The organism is Methanococcoides sp. AM1 (assembly GCF_900774055.1).
GTDB lineage: Archaea > Halobacteriota > Methanosarcinia > Methanosarcinales > Methanosarcinaceae > Methanococcoides.
Genome location: NZ_CAAGSW010000003.1, coordinates 155,451 through 172,557 on the forward strand (window position 1 = coordinate 155,451; position 17,107 = coordinate 172,557).

The window sequence follows — 17,107 nt, forward strand, 5'->3', positions numbered from 1 at the left end:
ATAGATGGTTTGGAATCGTATATAAGAGTTGTGTGGAATGTATGCAAAACCTATGGTTTGCCTGTAGTTCGAATTTATATTCTAACTATGTTTCCAGCAAGGTCAAATGCCAGAGGGACCAAAAATACCCTTTAGCACAGTCAGTTCTTCAAAGAAGCAGCTATCACTATTACAGGTCTCAACTTCAAACCCACAGGTTTCCATTCGTTCCTTTACCTGCCCGATACCTGTAAGTGAAGATATGAGAATAAGCACCACTCCGTTCCCGGTGAGGTATTCGGGAACCTCTTCAATGAAACGATTTACTGCATCCCTGCCATCAGGTCCGCCATCGAAGGCATAATTAAGCCATCCCGGGACTTTCTCATCTTCTGATGTGGGAAGATAAGGGGGATTGAACAGGATAAGGTCGAACATAGTTCCGGGCTTAAAGCAATTGAACATATCTGCCCTGATGACCTCCACGCCACTCGATCTTGCACAAGCGGCAGCAATGGGGCTGATCTCAGTAGCAATAAGTTCAACATCGACATTTTCCTGAAGGACTGCCGAAACAAAACCGGTGCCTGCTCCGACTTCCAGTACTTTCATGCCTTCCTTTGCATTATCAATGGCAACGTCAGCAAGCAAATAGGAATCCTCGGCGGGGTCGTAGACCTGTTCATCAAGGGTTATGTTCGCATTCCTGTGGGTGATCGTTACCATGGTCTTTACATCGCGTTCTTCATTTTGCAGATGTGATTTGCAATGTCTGCAAGCTCATGGGGTTCAAGGTTCTCAGCACGCTTGTTCATCTGCTCCTCTGGCAGCTCATCAACTATCTGCTTGATGTTTGGAACCTTTAGCAAATGGTTACCTTTGATAATTGCATTCCTGAGCTTTTTACGTCTTTGAAGGAAACCGGCTGTGACAAGGTTCAGGAAAAATTCGGGCTCATCAACATGGAATGGTGATGGTCGGGGAACAACTTTGACAACTGCAGACCACACTTCCGGAGGTGGTGAGAATGCTGAAGGGGGTATCTTCATGAGTATGGATGCATCAGCAAAATAATGTGTGTTCACGGAAAGTCTGCTGTAGTCCTCTGTATTGGCTTCAGCTACCATGCGCTGTGCAAACTCATACTGGTACATCAGTACGCCCAGTTCAAAGTCATGTTCAAAGAGCTTGAACGTAATTGGTGAGGATATCGAATATGGGAGGTTTGCAACAACTTTGTTGAATTCGGGAAGATCGACCTTCAGGACATCGCCGGGGATTATCTCCAGTTTCTCATTGTCGGAAAAACGGTCATGAAGGACATCTACAAGCTTAGGGTCAAGTTCTATGACTATGACCTTTCCTGCTTTTTCCAGAAGCCTTTCTGTAAGATTGCCGATACCGCCTCCGATCTCGAGCACAACATCATTTTCGGAGAGATTGGCCTCTTCGGCAATAGAATCAAGAATTCGTTCGTCTATCAAAAAATGTTGGTCATGGCATCCGCCCTGGATACCATATTTCTGTAGAATTTTTCTTACCAATGCGATGACACCTGTCTTTAATCATTTTTTGGACGATGCATTGGTACTGTGAAAAGCCTGTATTTGATATTATCATCCTTAAGCTCTTCAAGGATACGGTTTACAATGACCTTTTCAGGAGTATGTACTCCACCGACACGGTCATGCAGGTCCTTCAGGTTCTTGAACTCGCCTTTCTTACGCTCATCGATGATAGCCCACATGAGCTTCTTGCCGATACCGGGTAGTAGCTCCAGCATATGCAACCTTGTTGTTATGGGATGTGCCTCGTTGAAGAACTTGACGAACTTCTCTTCCTGATGCCTGACACATTCCTCAAGTACATGAGGCAGCTCAAGCTGTGCACCATGGCTCAGTTCCGGATAGTGTACCCTGTGCTTTACGTGGTCGATCTCATCTCTGTCCCCGTCACCAATATAGACGCGGGACTGTATCTGTGGATTAGCTCCTTCTTTTGGAACAAGTTCCATAAGTACAAAGTGCTTATCACCAACTGCCTGGACCAGAGGTTTCTTCTGGTATGCCGGCCGCTTGTCTGTTGTACTGCCATAAGGTAGGTAGTCAAGGACCCATGCGTAATCTTCTTTCTCAGGTGGTGTTCCCCTCTTTCTCATAGTATCCTCCCGTATGTTGTGCATCGGTGATGAAACTTACTGTCTCCATCAAAAAAAGTAAAGTATGAAATATAAATTATTCCATTGACTCGAGTACCAGATTAAGTATCGTATCCAGTTCTTCTTCGGTCAAAGTAAATCTCTCTTTTGCATAAAGTGCCCTGAGCTCATCCCTGCTTTGAGGTATGATATCTGCAATATGGACTGCGATCTCAGGTTTCATCTTCTCCAGTTCAAGAAGTTTGCCCACAAGTTCTCTGGACTTTTCGGCACTGATCTTTGCGAACATGTCTGCATGGTTGATGGCCTTGCGAAGCTCATATCCCAGTTCTTCGCCGCGTTCTGTGCGCTCTTCCATTATCTCGCTAAGTATTTCCTTGACTTCGGGAACAGTCAATAACTCTTCACTCTGGACTTGTTTGACGATCATTAAAATACACTCTTTGAAATTAAGTATAGTTTACCGTTTTGAGGGCCACACAGTTGTAGCGGATGTAATCTTTCAGATAGGTGTTGATATAGATATATCTATCGACACCTGAATGTGTCAGTGTCCAGACTATTGCTAGTCTGGAACATGAACTTAGTTGTATTTCTGTGGTTTCAGGTGCTGTGGCAGGGAAATGACCTCTTTCATTGCATTTCCGTCCCTGACCTGTAAAAGGTAAGCTCTTCCGCGCTGTCCAAGTACCTTACCGGTCTTTCCCTGGAACTTTGCGTTTGGCATTCCCTTCTGTATGCTTGGGTCGATATCGATGTGGACCATCTGTCCGTTCTCGAATTCCTGGATAGCCTTGCTTACAGGAGAGAGTCCCCTTTCCCTAACAGTCTTCTTCAATTTGTACCTAGTACAGCTTCTTTCACCGTGTGATGTTGGCATTATTTTCCTCCGTTGTTCAGGTCGTGGATAAGACCTATGTTTGATAAATTTGATGGTTTGCCGACTTAAATGTCGACTCCGATGACGTCCAGCTCGGCAACGGTAGCCTGTGTGCCGATGAGCCCTGTAAGGCTTGGCACTGTTCTTCCTTCGTCGCTGGATATCAGTTCCTTGACATAGAGGCCGCCCTCGCAATGAACTTCGATCATTGCATAGTTCTCGGTCAGTTCGTTAAGCTTTATGTCATGGACGGTTCGCTTACGTACCAGATCTGCCCTTCTGTGAGATACACGCTGTGGTGTTCTCTGGCCGATCTGTGCACCAATGAGTTCATTGATGGCCGATCTGAGTTTTTCCTCTGGAATTTGCTCTTTGAATGTAACTTTAAGGTTATAAACTTTATCCGCCTTTGAGCTCTTGAGAGCCTCGACAGTGGCCTTTGGTGTAAATGTAAGGCCAATTACTTCTATCTTGCCGGCAGCACGATCATTGATCTCTTTTTCAACCTGCTTAAGATCGCATGTTCTGAGCAATGGTTCCACAGCCTCTACAACGAAAGGTCTTCCGGTACCGAGCATCAGTGCATCGATGTCCTCACGACCTGCACCATGGAACTTCGTGTCAGTGCAGCGCAGTGCTTCGATAACAGGGTTCTTGGTAAGCTCATCAACTGATTCCGGATACTGCTTTCCGGTGAAGTTGCATGCCTCACATCCCCTACCCTTACATGACCGGCATGGCCAGCGTGTCTGGGGGATGGTTCGCACAAGTTTCCTGTACCTTCCAAGGATATAGACCGAGCGCACCTGAAGAATGACCTCTTCGTTAGCAAGGTCAAGTGTTACGAGTATATCCGGGGTCTCAAGCTCAACATCTTTATTTGTCCTTTTTGCAATGAGCTTTCCTACCTCACGGTTAAGTTCAGACTTGAACTGCTCTGCATGGGTAGCTTCGGACTCTGTCCAGAGGATCTCCTCGTTCTCGCTAAGAAGCCCGCTCATCTTTGTTCCGACAAGGAACGTGGAATATTCATAATCCTTAAGTGCGATCTCGGCCTTTTCGGCCCAGTCGTCCAGTTTCTTAAAAAGTCCCAGGCAGACCCAGCATTTTTCATCTTCGCCTTCCTTTCTCAATGATTTGCGGGCGTTGACACTTGAGCTGCTTAGCTCTTCCAGTATCTCTTTGTCACCCTCATCCTTGCTAATGCGGTCGCCTTCCATAGCGAGTGCGAGCTTAACAGCACGTCCTCTTTGATCATTGGTCAATCCGGTAGAGAGCTTTGCGAACTGTCTTCCCATACAGTGGTCACAAATGGGTCCTTCCTGGATGATCTTCTTTGCAGTATCGAGTATGTTCACCTGGTCACTTCCTTCTTCCTGTTCCTTAAATTACTGGACCTTCTCTGCCATTGTCCTGTCGATCTCATTGTTGATCAGTATTATGCAATGGTCTGCATGTAGTGGTATTGGGCCAAGGGAGATGGTCTGTGCTCCCTGCTCATTTATCATTTGTTCTTCCTCTTCAGTGACACCCACATGGTCACCGAGAATGAACACAGCATCATCGGTAAGGTCGGAAACTTCGCGTATATCTTCGCCATCTTCATGCAGGTAGATAAACTTGCGTCCTGCTTCCCTGAACTCGTTCAGGAGGGTGTCAAGACCACCCCTTCTCATAAAAACTCCGGGTGTAGAGCGTGTTTCCCATTCTGTTGCTGTTTTCTGGAGTGCTTTCTTGATAAGTGAACCTGCACTTCTTTCATCCGGGTTCAGGTACCTTATGTGCTCTCCGTCAAAACGGACTATCTTTCCCGGATCCGGTTCTCCAAGCAGTACCAGATGAACCTGAACATCCCTTCTCAGGTCATGGGATAAGAACAATGATGAGTTTATACATCTACAAAGGATATCCATGCGGCCGGCTGCTCCGGGCATGTCATTGAGGGAAAAGTCGCCTGTTGTCAAAGCTTTATGGGCAATTATCACAAAATCTCGCATATTTTAGAATCCTGTCTTGTTTTTTGGTGATAACCATGTTTTATTAGATTAAATGCACCCTTAAATAACACAATACTTTTTTTATTTAGTTAATGTGTATTCCGGAATGATTCTTAATAAAGAATATAGGATAAAAACATATCTACTCTGATCAGTATCTCCGGCTGGCATAATATCTGTTCCAAGGTTTTACTTTGTTGAATATTCACAGTGATGAACAACGATAAAAATAACAATAAATACAATAAATACAAAAAATGAAAGGGTTCACCTTACCCTGTTAACGATACCCCTGAACAGGCGACCAAGTATATCAGAACCTGTTATGACTATCTTCTCAGGATCGTCATCATTCCAGTAAAGTATAAGGTCGTTATCGATGACATCATCTTCGGAGTCTACAGGATAGACCTTCAGCTTATGAAGCACATCCCCTATTTTTTCCTTAGGGCTTTTTACGATTATGGGAGCATGGCAATACCGCAGCGGATAGAAAGGCTTCCTGTAGATGGCATCTCTTATGAACGATGTAGAATCGATTGCTACGACAGGATGATCATTGTTATCAACCGCGATTATCCATTTCTTGGCCGGCTTTGCGATCTTCTGAAGTAGTTCTTCAAACTCCGGGGTCCCAACTTCCGGAAAGATCGGGCGGTTGTTAACTGTGGGGAGCTCTATTATGGAATTCTGGTCTATAAGGGAACCTTCCTGCTTTATACTAAGATCATCCAGTGACAGGAAATTAATAGCTCCTAGTCCTTCCATCTTGTCAATATCGCTTGCATCCGATCTGATATGCTTTCGAAGCATTATCCTCAGGGATGTTTCTTTGAAATACTCAAGTTTCTCTTTGCCAAGCCACCTGTCAAGGATCATTGCAGAAGGTTTTGTCACAGGATACAACAGCATTATGTAAAATTTGACAATAGGTGTCAGTGAAGCTCCCATCTTTAAGGCATTCCTTGTGAAATATGCCTGGGGCATTATCTCTCCAAAACAGGTGATGAACACTGTGGAGAATATGAAAGCAGAGCTTCCTATCATCACGGAATCCGTTAGCAATGTAAGCAATACGTTAACACCCACATTACCCCACAGTAAAGTGGAAAGGAGCAAATGCGGATCGCTCCTTAGTTTTAAGACCTTTTTTGCATGTATGTTGTTAGCTTCGGCCTCAATTTCAAGCCTGAGACGACTTAATCCAAAAAGGCCAATGGTCAACCCTGAAAAAAGGGCTGATTGGCTCAGACAAAGAACAATAAGTATCCAGATAATGATATCATTCATAATTTATTGTTTCACTCCAGGTAGGAAAAATTGCTAAACAATATTACGAGGGCACAAAATAAAAGAATTTCTGTATAATTGGAATTTGGATCATCTTCTAAATGATTATTTTGGATCGGATGGATAAAGAACCGGACCATTTCAACATCATTCTCTTTGTAAAGCTCTATATTAAAAGCATGCCGAGATGATGTTCTGGCCTCGGTGTCCACTTTAGCTTTTATAGCAGGCAGTCACAGGTCTGGTAGTGCAACCCACTCCCTCCAGCCAAGCATTAATTTGTCTTTTCCCTTGTCCATAAGATATCTTAAATCGAAAATGAGCGATTAAGTATAAATTAAATTTGGTGGGATGAAGAGTACGGAAGCCTCTTCTTTCCCGAATTCAAAAAAAGTATGGTAAAGCAGGTATTTCACTGCTCGACTACTTCTCCTTTCACAAAGAGCATTCTGTCGCCATTCTCTCCGACTCCAAGAACAAGCTGATCATTTTCCATTGAGACGGTCGTTACATTGCTCAATAAGGAAAGGTACTGGGTATCCAGTGAATCGGGACCACAGTATGCAAGTGTTATTGGACCAGGTGCCAGTGTAAGCTCATTTCCTTCCAGTGTGTAGCCTCCACTTCCAATGTTGCAGTCTGCTTTAATTGAGTATGTTCCATCCGACTTGAATGCAAGTGTGTAATTTTCCGGATCAGGAACTACAGACTGGCTGGCAGGGAGTGTTTCGGTCAATCCTGACCATTGCCATTGTATGCCAATGATCTCATCGGTGGATATGATGTTCTCTTCGTCCTGTTCGGTCTCAACAACGTCGTTCTCATTATCAGTTTCAGTACAACCTACTGCGATCAGGGTGCCGGCAAGTACTGCAAAGATAATAAAAATGGATAATAATTTTTGTGTATTCATGATCTGATAACCTCCTGGTTCTCTAAATACAAATATGTCAGTTTACTACTTAAGGATTGTTTAAGCTACAGTTTAATTCGAAGTCTTTTGATATTGATTTTATGTATCTTTGATGCACCGGGATGCAATAGTGGCTTTCTCCATGCAAAAAAGTTTGTTTTACTTACGGCTCTTAGAATTCCTCACCAAATTAAACACACAATAACGGCTTAATTGAATTTAGAGTAAAGGATCTCTACAGATCCGGTATAAGGATCTATAGAAATCCCAATGTTTGAGTTCAATCTTCAGGATGCCAGCGTTCCATATGTTTGGCATGGGTATTGAGATAGAAACCGGGCTTGAAGAATTTGTCATAGAACTCCAGGTCAAGATGATGGGCCTGCAAGTAAGGCATGGCATATATGCTTGGAACGGTGCCAGGGAATTTACCAAATTGGTCGTTGATGTGTTGCGCCTGCAGGGTTACGCATTCCTTGAAATGCTCATCATGAACTTTGGCACTTGATCTTACCTTTGGACTGTCCTTCCATGGGCCCGGCGTACCAGAATGGAACGGTCCTCCCGGGCCGAACTTACGTTGGACGAATGCTTCGACCGCGCTCTTCATGTCCTTGTAGTGAGGAGGACAGTATCCCTCAAAAACACCTTCAAGTCCTGTAGGATTTGGTAGGGACCAGCGATCATTGGTATCATACCTGAATCCCAGGCCAGGCACGTCCGGATTGCCGCTTGCCCCGAGAACGGAATATGGGTCCATGCCGTTGAAAAGCCATCCTCCCAGTCCCATTGCCTGAAGCATCATCATGCCTGCGTAGCAAGATGTGGAGAGTTCGGAGGTAAGCTCGGCAAAGGACCAGAGTTCAAGGTAACTCAATGGAAGGGGATTCTCCACGTCCACAAGGTCACTATACTGTTCTAATCCTTCGATCTTTGTCCCGTGGATGTCATCATAAAAACAGATATTGTTCTGGGTATAATAACATAGGCCTGCAATTACATGCTGTGCAAGATCACCGACCGGTATGACCAGAGTGGTTCCGGGATGATTGGCAACCCAGGTGTTGTGTGCTTCGATATATGGCATTTCTGGCGGGAGTTCCAGTCGGCCATCGGAAATTTTACGAATCCTTGTCTTGTGTGCTTCCAGAAGTGACTCAAGGTCAAGAGTACCGTCTTCGGCAGGTTCATCTAAAGCAGGAGCATCCCTGGTCTCAAATATATAAACTCCATCGTCGTCAGTAAAAAATATCTCACTGGTATGGAACCCCGCAGCTGACGGGAATGTTCTTCCTCCTGCAGAGCCGGCGTAGTTCGATAGGTCCGGTACATACACCTCACCTCGCATTATCATATTATGCCATCCCGTATTTCCTGCCACCGCAGTCAGCAGCATTATCTGCTCAAGCTCTGTAAGTGGCTTTGGTTCGTACTTGGATCTATAGGCGAAGTAACCATCCGGTATTTCGGCTCCCATAAAAAACCGACGGCTTCGCCTTCCCAGAAGTGTGTCTATAAGTGTAAAGTTTCGTGCATCTTCAAATCCCGGTGGAAATTTCTTTGGATCTGTCATAGTTAACCCCCTGTTATACTATAGCTATTGACTCTACTACATGTCCGTATAAATCTGGAGACTGAAAAAAGAGTAAAGTCCAGATCCTTCCTTGCAGATCAAGAATAAATGGTCTGGTGTGGAAAGAATAGATCAATCGGCTTCCGAATTGTTATACATAGTAACGAATGTCATACCTTACTCCCAGTATACTGCCCCATTTAAGATATTTCTGCAAGATATTTACCATTTGCGGATCTATAAATTTTGTCTAAGAGAACCACACAAATTTACTATTAGTTTTAAAATTATAACCTATTTATAGAAGATTTCTATAAAGTCTTACTTACAATACGTTTATGTGCGTTTAAATGCAATATCTCTGCAGAGGGGACTTTCCGGATAGAGGATGCTGTCCCGTAGAGGAGTACTAATAATGGCAGATGAGATCGATTATAAGATTCATGGAAATGAGATGCAGCTTGTGGAGATCGGCCTTGATAAAGGAGAAACAGTAAGGGCCGAGGCCGGAGCTATGATGTTCATGGAGGATGGCATTAAGATGGAAACTTCTACAGGCGGTGGGCTCCTGAAAGGCCTTAAAAGAGCATTCTCCGGTGAGAGCTTCTTTATCACTTCATTTACCCAGACCGGAAATGGAAAGGGCAGTGTTGCTTTCGGTGCTCCGTATCCGGGAAAGATCGTGCCTATAGATCTCACAGGGGAGGGTGGTAGCTTCCTCTGTCAGAAGGACTCTTTCCTTTGTGCTGCTGATGGTATCGACATTACGATCGCTTTTTCCAAGAGGATCGGAGCCGGTCTTTTCGGCGGGGAAGGTTTCATTCTCCAGAGGCTTCACGGTAATGGCCTTGCATTCGTTCACGCAGGCGGTACAATTGTGAAAAAGGAACTTGCACCGGGAGAGACCCTTAGGGTCGACACAGGATGCCTGGTGGCATTTTCTGAGAGTATTGATTACGACATCCAGTTCGTGGGCGGTTTCAAGAACGCACTTTTCGGAGGCGAGGGTATGGTACTGGCAACGGTCAAGGGACCGGGTAAAGTGTATCTCCAGAGCCTGCCGTTCTCACGTCTTGCTGACAGGATCGCAGCGGCCATCGGTCCAGGGGAATCCAACAGGGGAGAGCGAGGTGGCATATCGGGAATCGGCGAGACTGCACTCGGTGGCATCCTCGGTGGGGACAGGAAGTTCTAATGGTCTTTCCTGAGGTATGAAAAATGAGAATACTTGCCCTTGCGGATGTGCATGGAGATCCTTCCCATATCGATGGGCTGCTGGAGAAAGCAGGAGAGGTCGATCTTGCGGTGATCAGCGGAGACCTGACCCAGTTCGGTCCTGCCAGTGAAGCTGAGAAATTGCTGACGATGTTCGATATCCCTGTCCTTGCAGTCCCGGGAAACTGCGACCCGCTGGATATCATGGAAGTGATCGATTCATCGGATGCGGTAAACCTGCATAATGCTGTGAAGAAGATAGATGGCTTTACGTTCATAGGAATGGGAGGTTCCTGCCCGACCCCGTTCAACACTCCGTTCGAGCTTGAGGAGGATGAGATCGAAAAAACCCTTGAGCCGCTTTTCGCAGGTGCTGAAGATCCTGTTGTGCTGGTCTCCCATACACCTCCCAGAGGTTTGCTGGATGATGTCTCCGGTGAGAATGTGGGAAGCACAGCCGTGGCTAAGTTCTTTAACCGTGCAAAGCTAGTGATCTGTGCGCATATCCATGAGGCAAGGGGATTTGCCAGATCCGGCGATACTTTCCTTGTAAATCCCGGCATGGCAGCACAGGGATATGCTGCTTTGATCGAGCTGGATGAAGATAATGTAAGTGTGGTCTTCCTTGAGGACTGAACTTAACAGGTTCGACCAGCTTCAATAGATCGATCGGATCCTTATCGGACTCGATCAGATCTCAACAACCATGAGGTCTGAGGGTATGTGGACCTCTCCCTCGAACTCTTCTTTCAGGTATTCAAGAGCTTCTTCTTCATGACCCTGCATGTGGGGATAAAGGTGTGTAAGATATACTGCTTTGATACCTGTATCTTTAAGATAGGGTCGCATCATGTCAGGCGTGGTGTGATTCGTCATCTCAAAGTCCAGCGGGAATGAGCACTCGTGGATAAGCATATCGCAACCCTGAGCCAGCTCCATGATGTCGTCACAAGGCTCTGTATCCCCGGAATAGACCACGGTCCTGCCATCATAACGTATCTGATAGGCCAACGAAGGTACACTGTGTATCCCGGCGGCGCATTTCACATCACACATATCGAAGAGCCTGAACTTCTCACCCGGCACCACTTCAACGACATCGATGCTGACCTTCTCCTTCATGTAAGGATAGATATCCATGAGCCTGTCAAGCCACTCCCGTGTCCCTGCCGGACCATAGATGGTAGAATCGAACTTATCACAAAGCCAGTTCGCCTTGAGCAGACACATCACATCAGCCACATGGTCCAGGTGCAGATGTGAAAGCACAATGGTATCGATGTCCGTATGCTCGTTCCCGCTCTCGAATATCCGGTTCAGCACCCCTCCTCCGCAGTCGAACAGGACCTTCTCCTCACCAATTTCCATCAGGAGTCCTGATTGAACCCTGTCTTTCTGTGGTATCGCCACACCGGTTCCAAGAAATGTTATCTTCATGTTTTATTAGAATAAGGCTTAAGTAACTTAACTTTAATTATGGGATGTTCAACGGCACAAGGCGACCGTTCTATTTCTATGCGGGGGTCGCCCAGCTAGGTCAAAGGCGCCAGACTTAAGATCTGGTATCGAAGGATTTCGAGGGTTCGAATCCCTCCCCCCGCACTTTTCTTTTGGGATATAGGTAACGTGAAAAACCGAACTCTTACAATAAATTGATTGATGTTTTAGATATTTCACCACTAGTTTATGCCTAATCTGATTTCGAGTTCTCATATATGGAGGGGAAAGTATATCAGATACTAACTTTAAGTTATGCCCTGTACAACCATATAGTGTAGGTGTATTTTATTTTATAGGCGTCAGTCAACGAAAAGTGACTAAAAGTATCTGTTATTTAGGGTCCAATATGCTTTTTTATGCCAATTTTGGATGTCAAATTACAGATGCCGTTTTTTGAAGCCGAAACCTTAGCAGTGGTATTTTGATGGAAAAATACAGTAAGCAACAAAAAGAAATAGCAACAATGATCGATTCTGAAGACTTTCTGGATAAGTGGAAAGATTGGAATTGGCAGTTAAAACATTCAATTCATGATATTGATACTTTCGAGAAATTACTCGGAATAAGTTTTGAGCCATCTGAAAAAGAGAAGCTCGAAGAAACGCTGGAAAAATTCCCATTGTCTATCACACCTTACTACCTATCGCTGATAGATTCTGATGATTTCAGGAACGATCCTATTTTTCTCCAGGCGTTTCCTTCACCCGAAGAATTAACTGTATCAGATGAGGAACTTGAAGATCCTCTTTCGGAAGATACAGATAGCCCTGTTGAGGGCATAACTCACAGGTATCCTGACAGGGTCCTTTTCCACATAAGCAATGTTTGTTCTATGTATTGCCGCCATTGCACACGTAAAAGAAAAGTTGGGGACATTGATTGCATACCTGGAAAAGAGAAGGTCCTCAAAGGTATTGAATACATAAGGAACACACCACAAATAAGGGACGTGTTGCTTTCGGGTGGCGATCCTTTGATGCTATCTGATGATTACCTTGATTGGATCCTTTCTGAAATAAGGAGCATTCCTCATGTAGAAGTGATCCGTATCGGAAGCAGAATGCCTGTCGTACTTCCATATCGTATAACAGATGAACTTGTTGAGGTTTTGAAAAAGCATCATCCGGTCTGGTTAAACACACATTTCAATCATCCCAGGGAAGTGACATTCTCATCCCGGCAAGCGCTTCAAAAGCTTGCAGATGGTGGTATCCCTCTTGGAAACCAGACGGTACTGCTTGCAGGTGTGAATGACTGCCAGAGGATCATAAAGAAACTGGTCCATAAACTGGTCCAGAACCGTGTTCGTCCGTATTACCTGTACCAATGTGATCTTTCAGAAGGACTTTCACATTTCCGGACTCCTATAGGCAAGGGAATAGAGATCATGGAAAACCTGATCGGTCATACGAGTGGCTTTGCAGTTCCTACCTATGTCATTGATGCTCCTCATGGGGGAGGAAAAATACCGGTCATGCCCAACTATATTATCTCATGGTCAACTAATCGTGTGATCCTCCGTAATTATGAAGGTGTTATTACCACCTACAAGGAACCGGAATCATACAAACAAATATATTGTGATCGGAACTGCGAAAAGTGTGACCTTCAGCTTAAACTTGACGATGCTACAGAGTACAAGGGAATTGGTATTGCCAAACTTCTCTCGGATCATGATGATACCACCAGTCTTGTTCCTGAAGATAATGCGAGGATGGAGAGAAGGGCTTAATGGATTCCATTGAGAAAATAGGTAATTCTGTTATCCAGCACGGAAGTTATAACGACCGGATCTATCTTATGAAACTGGATCCGGCAGATATGCCTTCACTTCTGGATGAAATTGATGCTCTTGCAGAAAAGGAAAGTTATTCCAAGATCTTCACAAAGGTTCCTGGATCTTTCAAAGAACTTCTTTGTGATCGGTGCTATCTTTGTGAAGCATCGATCCCACGATATTATTATGGGAAAGAAGATGCAGTTATCATGAGCAAATTCCTTGATGACAAGAGAAGCATTAATTGCCTGAATGAAATGCATGAGGATGTCATAAAGACAGCCCTGTCAAAAGAAAAAGGAATGCATTCCATTCTTCCATCTGAATATTCCATAAGGAAATGTGAGAAGCAGGATATTGGACAGATGGCTGACGTTTACCAAAAGACATTCGATACCTATCCTTTCCCCATACATGATCCTGATTATCTGTTAAAGACAATGGAAGATAATGTGGTATATTTCGGTGTTTTCAAAGAAGGAAAAGTTGTTGCACTTTCTTCTGCTGAAATAGACTATGATTACTCGGGTGTGGAAATGACAGATTTTGCAACACTGCCTGAATTCCGTGGAAAAGGTTTATCGTCAGAGTTGCTTCGAAAAATGGAAAAAGACATAAAAGCAAAGGGGATCAAAACTGCATATACCATTGCAAGAGCCAGCTCTTATGGAATGAATATTGTTTTTGCAAAATGCGGGTATGAATATTGTGGCAGACTTGTAAATAATACTAATATATCTGGCAACATTGAAAGCATGAATATTTGGTATCGAAACTTTCAAACTGATTGATATTTATGTTATCAATCATCTCTTTTTGTCGCGTTGATACATGCCTTATTTCACTCTCCCCAAGTTTCCAACCTCTCCCTCACATGAGCGCTGCTTATCTTTCTATATAATGGAGCATTGCCATTCCTGACAATCAAAGATATAAATGCAACAGTTGCAGCATAAGTTGAGAAATCGATGAATTCAAAATGATAAGTAGATACCCTCACGGGACATACAAAATACAAATGCTGTCTGCTAAAGCAGCGCATTCGGGTTAATATTGGTTAAATGGATGCGTTTTCAGGATCAGTTGGTATACTAAATCCAAATGTACTTCCCTTTCCAAATTCACTTTCGACCCAGACCTCGCCACCATGCATTTCCACAAACCTCTTCACAATATTTAGCCCCATACCAATACCTCCATATTTCCGGGTAGTGGATGAATCAACCTGGGAAAATTGTTCAAACAATTTGTTATGATCTGCTGGTGAAATACCGACACCGGTATCTTTTACAAAAAAGTGCATTAATTCCCCACACTTATTTGTTTCAATTATAACATTTCCGCCATTGGGCGTGAATTTAATGGCATTATGTACAAGGTTATAGAGTATCTGCTTTAATTTAGTTTTATCAGCTTTTAGAATTATCTTTTCATGATCGATGTTAGGGGTTACAGTTATATCTCTTTCTAAAGCAAGGGGATTTACCAATGTTTCAATTTCACTGATGATATCCAGTATTGAGACTATAGTCGGATGGAAGTCAATTTCCCCATGTTCTATTTTTGAAATGTCAATGACCTCGTTAAACATTTCTAGCAGATGTTTACTGTTTATCAATATATGTTTCATATAGTGCATCTGTTTTTCATCCAGGTTTCCTGAATTTTCAAGCAATACATGTGAGAAACCTATTACCACATTTAAGGGGGTTCTGATTTCGTGGCTCATGTTCATTATAAATTCCGATTTAGTCCGGTTAGCATCTTCAGCAGCAATTTTTGCATTGAGCATTGCTTCCTGTGCATCCTTACTTTCAGTAATATCATACATTACACCGATCATCGAAATTGGTTTACCTTGTTGATCTTTCTCCCAGGCGAGGTCTACTTTTACCCACCGTATTGTTTTGTCTTTTTTTATGATGCGATATTCTAAAACAGCATCTCCTAATGTTTTTTGCAATTCTGTAGCTTTTGCAAGAACTCTGTCTCTGTCGTCAGGATAGATTGTCTGCGCCCACAATTTAGGATCACTAAGCCACTCTTCCACAGTATAACCATAGATCCTTTCGACAGCTGGGTTTACGTATGTTGCCACAAGTGTTTCAGGATCTGCACGGAAGATCAGATCATTTATAGTTTCAGCAAAACGATGATATTTTTCGTTTGATCTTTGCAAAGCATTCTCGATCTGCTTCCGCTCGGTAACATCCCTGACAATTGCCACATCTGCTGGTCTGCCTTCGTACTCTATAGTGGATGCGTTTATGTCTACAGGGATCTTTTTTCCATTCTTTGAGATAACTTCGATCTCATAATTATTTGAAATATTTACCCCACTTAATCTCTTTGTATATCTCTGCTTTACAAGATCTACATATTCAGGCGAAACAAAATCAATGAAAGGTTTCCCGATCACTTCCTCAATAGAATATCCACATAGATCCACCATCTTTTTGTTTGCATATTTAAGTACAAAATCTTGAATAATAACGATCCCATCGTTCCCGTTTTCCACAAGATTTGAGTATTTCTCCTCACTGTGTCTCAGTGCCTTCTCCGCGATCTTGCGCTCGGTTATGTCGATGAGGATTCCTCTGATGCCCATTGGTTTGCCATCGTGAACAATTCTGCTCGCATATATGGCGATAGGAAATGCACTGCCATCTTTTCTCAGAGCTGTGTATTCGCTGGGAGTTCGATTCTCTCTACGTATTGCTTCCTCAAAATTCAATCTAGCCCTGTCCAGATCCTCAGGAATTAGTGCCCGGAAAAGATTGAAACCTTTGTCGAAGTCTTCCTGTGCATAGCCAAACATTCCAAATGCACGATTGTTGACAAACATGAGATTTCCTTGCAGATCGGTCTCAAAAATTGTCTGAGGCAAGGAATCGGCCAACTCTTTATACTTCATTTCACTTTCTTTTATTATTTTTTCAAACAGCTTTTGTTCTGTAATGTTATCAGCTGTGAGCAGTACAATTGGCTCATTATTATGTTGCAGCAATGTTGTTGAAATTAAAAAATCGAATGTTACAGACTGATCATTGTTTACGATCTCCAGTTCACTTTCTTTCTTGTAAATACTTTCACCGGTTTCAAAAGTGTGCATAACAGAGTTTCTTATAGTACATTCTGAGCATTCTCTGTTTTTCCCACAACCTTCTCCTTTGATCGAATTCACACATCCAAACAGCTCACCACGAAGAAGACCCAAAGCATCCTTTTTTTCTTTCCCTAATGCAATAGTAGCAGTTCGATTGATGTTTTCAACTTTCCCTCCCTGATTGACAAGGATCATAATTAGGGGAATATCATCAAAAACAGAATTTAAAATGTCAGGACTTACAATAGGGTCGGTTGGACTTCTATTATATTCTTCGAAACCCTCTCCATACAGAATTTCTTCACTTTTAACCATATGTGTCCATCCCCTCATATTTAAGTCCCCCGTTAAATATTTTAAATTTGAGGTTATATACTATTTGTAGTGTCATATTATACTATTAGTATAATGTTATACTATTAAATATATTTCTTTATGCTCTAAAAATTTCAAATCAACCCGGATTTGAACGACATTAAAAATAGTAATTAAAAAAGTACTTATTGTACTGTTAAAAAAAGATTGTTAAAAATCCACAAATACAAATGTTGTATGTATACCCCTCTAATTTCAATTGGGCCTATCTATAACATCCCTTTGGAGTTCTTCATAACATCCTATGCACAAATACAAGAGATGCTCGTTTTTAGGTTCATAGAACTTGACGAGCACAGTATTTTTGTGAGATTCACATGCTTCACATCTCGCCGCAAAGTTGG

At 43.2% G+C, this 17,107-nt stretch carries 17 protein-coding genes and 1 tRNA gene; 5 read left to right on the forward strand and 13 right to left on the reverse strand.

Annotation, left to right across the window (positions count from 1 at the left end; all coding sequences use genetic code 11):
- Positions 1–102: 102 nt before the first annotated feature.
- From E7X57_RS05810 to E7X57_RS05860, 11 genes are all read right to left on the reverse strand, one after another.
- Positions 103–705 (reverse strand): HemK2/MTQ2 family protein methyltransferase, encoded by a 603-nt coding sequence (locus E7X57_RS05810; protein ID WP_135611566.1) that lies wholly within the window; start codon positions 703–705, stop codon positions 103–105.
- Positions 706–710: 5 nt separating this feature from the next.
- Positions 711–1,523 (reverse strand): 16S rRNA (adenine(1518)-N(6)/adenine(1519)-N(6))-dimethyltransferase RsmA, encoded by an 813-nt coding sequence (rsmA, locus tag E7X57_RS05815; protein ID WP_210409037.1) that lies wholly within the window; start codon positions 1,521–1,523, stop codon positions 711–713.
- A gap of 17 nt (positions 1,524–1,540) precedes the next feature.
- Positions 1,541–2,137 carry a DUF655 domain-containing protein gene (locus tag E7X57_RS05820; RefSeq protein WP_135611568.1) on the reverse strand — a complete coding sequence of 199 codons (597 nt, stop codon included), beginning with the start codon at positions 2,135–2,137 and terminating at the stop codon, positions 1,541–1,543.
- A gap of 76 nt (positions 2,138–2,213) precedes the next feature.
- Positions 2,214–2,567, reverse strand: a complete 354-nt coding sequence (locus E7X57_RS05825) for an RNA polymerase Rpb4 family protein (protein ID WP_135611570.1) — start codon at positions 2,565–2,567, stop codon at positions 2,214–2,216.
- 153 nt (positions 2,568–2,720) lie between these two features.
- Positions 2,721–3,017 (reverse strand): 50S ribosomal protein L21e, encoded by a 297-nt coding sequence (locus E7X57_RS05830; protein ID WP_135611572.1) that lies wholly within the window; start codon positions 3,015–3,017, stop codon positions 2,721–2,723.
- Between the two features lie 65 nt (positions 3,018–3,082).
- Positions 3,083–4,375, reverse strand: coding sequence for a tRNA pseudouridine(54/55) synthase Pus10 (locus E7X57_RS05835; protein WP_135611574.1), 1,293 nt, complete (start codon positions 4,373–4,375; stop codon positions 3,083–3,085).
- A 30-nt stretch (positions 4,376–4,405) separates the two neighbouring features.
- Positions 4,406–5,014 carry a tRNA (pseudouridine(54)-N(1))-methyltransferase TrmY gene (gene trmY, locus E7X57_RS05840; protein ID WP_135611576.1) on the reverse strand — a complete coding sequence of 203 codons (609 nt, stop codon included), beginning with the start codon at positions 5,012–5,014 and terminating at the stop codon, positions 4,406–4,408.
- Positions 5,015–5,281: 267 nt separating this feature from the next.
- Positions 5,282–6,304 carry a DUF21 domain-containing protein gene (locus E7X57_RS05845; protein WP_135611578.1) on the reverse strand — a complete coding sequence of 341 codons (1,023 nt, stop codon included), beginning with the start codon at positions 6,302–6,304 and terminating at the stop codon, positions 5,282–5,284.
- An 11-nt stretch (positions 6,305–6,315) separates the two neighbouring features.
- Positions 6,316–6,516, reverse strand: a complete 201-nt coding sequence (locus E7X57_RS05850; RefSeq protein ID WP_244603612.1) for a RimK/LysX family protein — start codon at positions 6,514–6,516, stop codon at positions 6,316–6,318.
- Positions 6,517–6,716: 200 nt separating this feature from the next.
- Positions 6,717–7,217, reverse strand: coding sequence for an META domain-containing protein (locus tag E7X57_RS05855; protein ID WP_135611581.1), 501 nt, complete (start codon positions 7,215–7,217; stop codon positions 6,717–6,719).
- Between the two features lie 280 nt (positions 7,218–7,497).
- Positions 7,498–8,790: a hypothetical protein gene (locus E7X57_RS05860; RefSeq protein WP_135611583.1), complete on the reverse strand. Its 1,293-nt coding sequence runs from the start codon at positions 8,788–8,790 to the stop codon at positions 7,498–7,500.
- A gap of 415 nt (positions 8,791–9,205) precedes the next feature.
- Between E7X57_RS05860 and E7X57_RS05865 the strand changes: the two genes are divergently transcribed.
- The gene (locus E7X57_RS05865; protein ID WP_135611585.1) at positions 9,206–9,985 is read left to right on the forward strand and encodes a TIGR00266 family protein; all 780 of its coding nucleotides are present in this window, start codon (positions 9,206–9,208) and stop codon (positions 9,983–9,985) included.
- A gap of 23 nt (positions 9,986–10,008) precedes the next feature.
- Positions 10,009–10,641, forward strand: a complete 633-nt coding sequence (locus E7X57_RS05870) for a metallophosphoesterase (protein WP_135611587.1) — start codon at positions 10,009–10,011, stop codon at positions 10,639–10,641.
- Positions 10,642–10,695: 54 nt separating this feature from the next.
- On the opposite strand, the gene E7X57_RS05875 is transcribed toward E7X57_RS05870, so the two are convergent.
- Positions 10,696–11,442: an MBL fold metallo-hydrolase gene (locus tag E7X57_RS05875; RefSeq protein ID WP_135611589.1), complete on the reverse strand. Its 747-nt coding sequence runs from the start codon at positions 11,440–11,442 to the stop codon at positions 10,696–10,698.
- 80 nt (positions 11,443–11,522) lie between these two features.
- Between E7X57_RS05875 and E7X57_RS05880 the strand changes: the two genes are divergently transcribed.
- The 3 genes from E7X57_RS05880 to ablB all read left to right on the forward strand — a co-directional run bounded on the left by E7X57_RS05880 (position 11,523) and on the right by ablB (position 14,073).
- Positions 11,523–11,607 (forward strand) — tRNA-Leu (locus E7X57_RS05880).
- Between the two features lie 322 nt (positions 11,608–11,929).
- The gene (gene ablA, locus E7X57_RS05885; RefSeq protein ID WP_135611591.1) at positions 11,930–13,237 is read left to right on the forward strand and encodes a lysine 2,3-aminomutase; all 1,308 of its coding nucleotides are present in this window, start codon (positions 11,930–11,932) and stop codon (positions 13,235–13,237) included.
- Entirely contained in the window at positions 13,237–14,073 is an 837-nt protein-coding gene (gene ablB, locus E7X57_RS05890; protein WP_135611593.1) for a putative beta-lysine N-acetyltransferase, read from the forward strand. The genes ablA and ablB overlap by 1 nt, the downstream gene beginning before the upstream one ends.
- A 266-nt stretch (positions 14,074–14,339) precedes the next feature.
- Here ablB and E7X57_RS05895 read toward each other — a convergent pair whose 3' ends face one another.
- Positions 14,340–16,703 carry a PAS domain-containing sensor histidine kinase gene (locus E7X57_RS05895; RefSeq protein WP_167880908.1) on the reverse strand — a complete coding sequence of 788 codons (2,364 nt, stop codon included), beginning with the start codon at positions 16,701–16,703 and terminating at the stop codon, positions 14,340–14,342.
- Positions 16,704–17,107 lie beyond the last annotated feature (404 nt).

Coding starts and splice junctions, on each gene's coding strand:
- E7X57_RS05810 (WP_135611566.1), bottom strand. CDS start 705: ATGGTAACGATCACCCACAGGAATGCGAACATAACCCTTGATGAACAG.
- E7X57_RS05820 (WP_135611568.1), bottom strand. CDS start 2,137: ATGAGAAAGAGGGGAACACCACCTGAGAAAGAAGATTACGCATGGGTC.
- E7X57_RS05825 (WP_135611570.1), bottom strand. CDS start 2,567: ATGATCGTCAAACAAGTCCAGAGTGAAGAGTTATTGACTGTTCCCGAA.
- E7X57_RS05830 (WP_135611572.1), bottom strand. CDS start 3,017: ATGCCAACATCACACGGTGAAAGAAGCTGTACTAGGTACAAATTGAAG.
- trmY (WP_135611576.1), bottom strand. CDS start 5,014: ATGCGAGATTTTGTGATAATTGCCCATAAAGCTTTGACAACAGGCGAC.
- E7X57_RS05845 (WP_135611578.1), bottom strand. CDS start 6,304: ATGAATGATATCATTATCTGGATACTTATTGTTCTTTGTCTGAGCCAA.
- E7X57_RS05855 (WP_135611581.1), bottom strand. CDS start 7,217: ATGAATACACAAAAATTATTATCCATTTTTATTATCTTTGCAGTACTT.
- E7X57_RS05860 (WP_135611583.1), bottom strand. CDS start 8,790: ATGACAGATCCAAAGAAATTTCCACCGGGATTTGAAGATGCACGAAAC.
- E7X57_RS05865 (WP_135611585.1), top strand. CDS start 9,206: ATGGCAGATGAGATCGATTATAAGATTCATGGAAATGAGATGCAGCTT.
- E7X57_RS05870 (WP_135611587.1), top strand. CDS start 10,009: ATGAGAATACTTGCCCTTGCGGATGTGCATGGAGATCCTTCCCATATC.
- E7X57_RS05875 (WP_135611589.1), bottom strand. CDS start 11,442: ATGAAGATAACATTTCTTGGAACCGGTGTGGCGATACCACAGAAAGAC.
- ablA (WP_135611591.1), top strand. CDS start 11,930: ATGGAAAAATACAGTAAGCAACAAAAAGAAATAGCAACAATGATCGAT.
- ablB (WP_135611593.1), top strand. CDS start 13,237: ATGGATTCCATTGAGAAAATAGGTAATTCTGTTATCCAGCACGGAAGT.
- E7X57_RS05895 (WP_167880908.1), bottom strand. CDS start 16,703: ATGGTTAAAAGTGAAGAAATTCTGTATGGAGAGGGTTTCGAAGAATAT.